Annotated in this window: 1 protein-coding gene; it reads right to left on the reverse strand. The window is 66.5% G+C overall.

What is annotated here, in order from left to right; genetic code table 11:
* A partial coding sequence (locus RhoFasB10_RS26865) for a DUF222 domain-containing protein (protein ID WP_346764482.1) occupies positions 1–205 on the reverse strand: 205 nt, incomplete at its 3' end.
* Between the last annotated feature and the right edge of the window lie 61 nt (positions 206–266).

A 266-nucleotide genomic window follows, 5' to 3' on the forward strand; every position in this document is an offset into this window, starting at 1 on the left:
CCACCCGCTCCGGACTCTCGTCCTCCCCATCCGGATCGAGCACGTCATACAACCGGCCCGCCGCCGCCTTGAAATGATCCGGACCCAACTCCCGCGCCAACTGCGCCAACTGCGCCTCCGCACGCTCGCGCGTCTCGATATCGACCTTCCCACCCAACCGGCGAAAGAACTTCCGCACGATCTGCTGATGCTCCTCCCCGATCACCCCGTCCTCACCAGCCCGCGAGGTATCCGCCGACAACGGCTCCAACCGCTCCCCCGTCAAC

Origin of the sequence: Rhodococcus sp. B10 (assembly GCF_011770055.1) — a bacterium.
Taxonomy (GTDB): Bacteria; Actinomycetota; Actinomycetes; order Mycobacteriales; family Mycobacteriaceae; genus Rhodococcoides; species Rhodococcoides kyotonensis_B.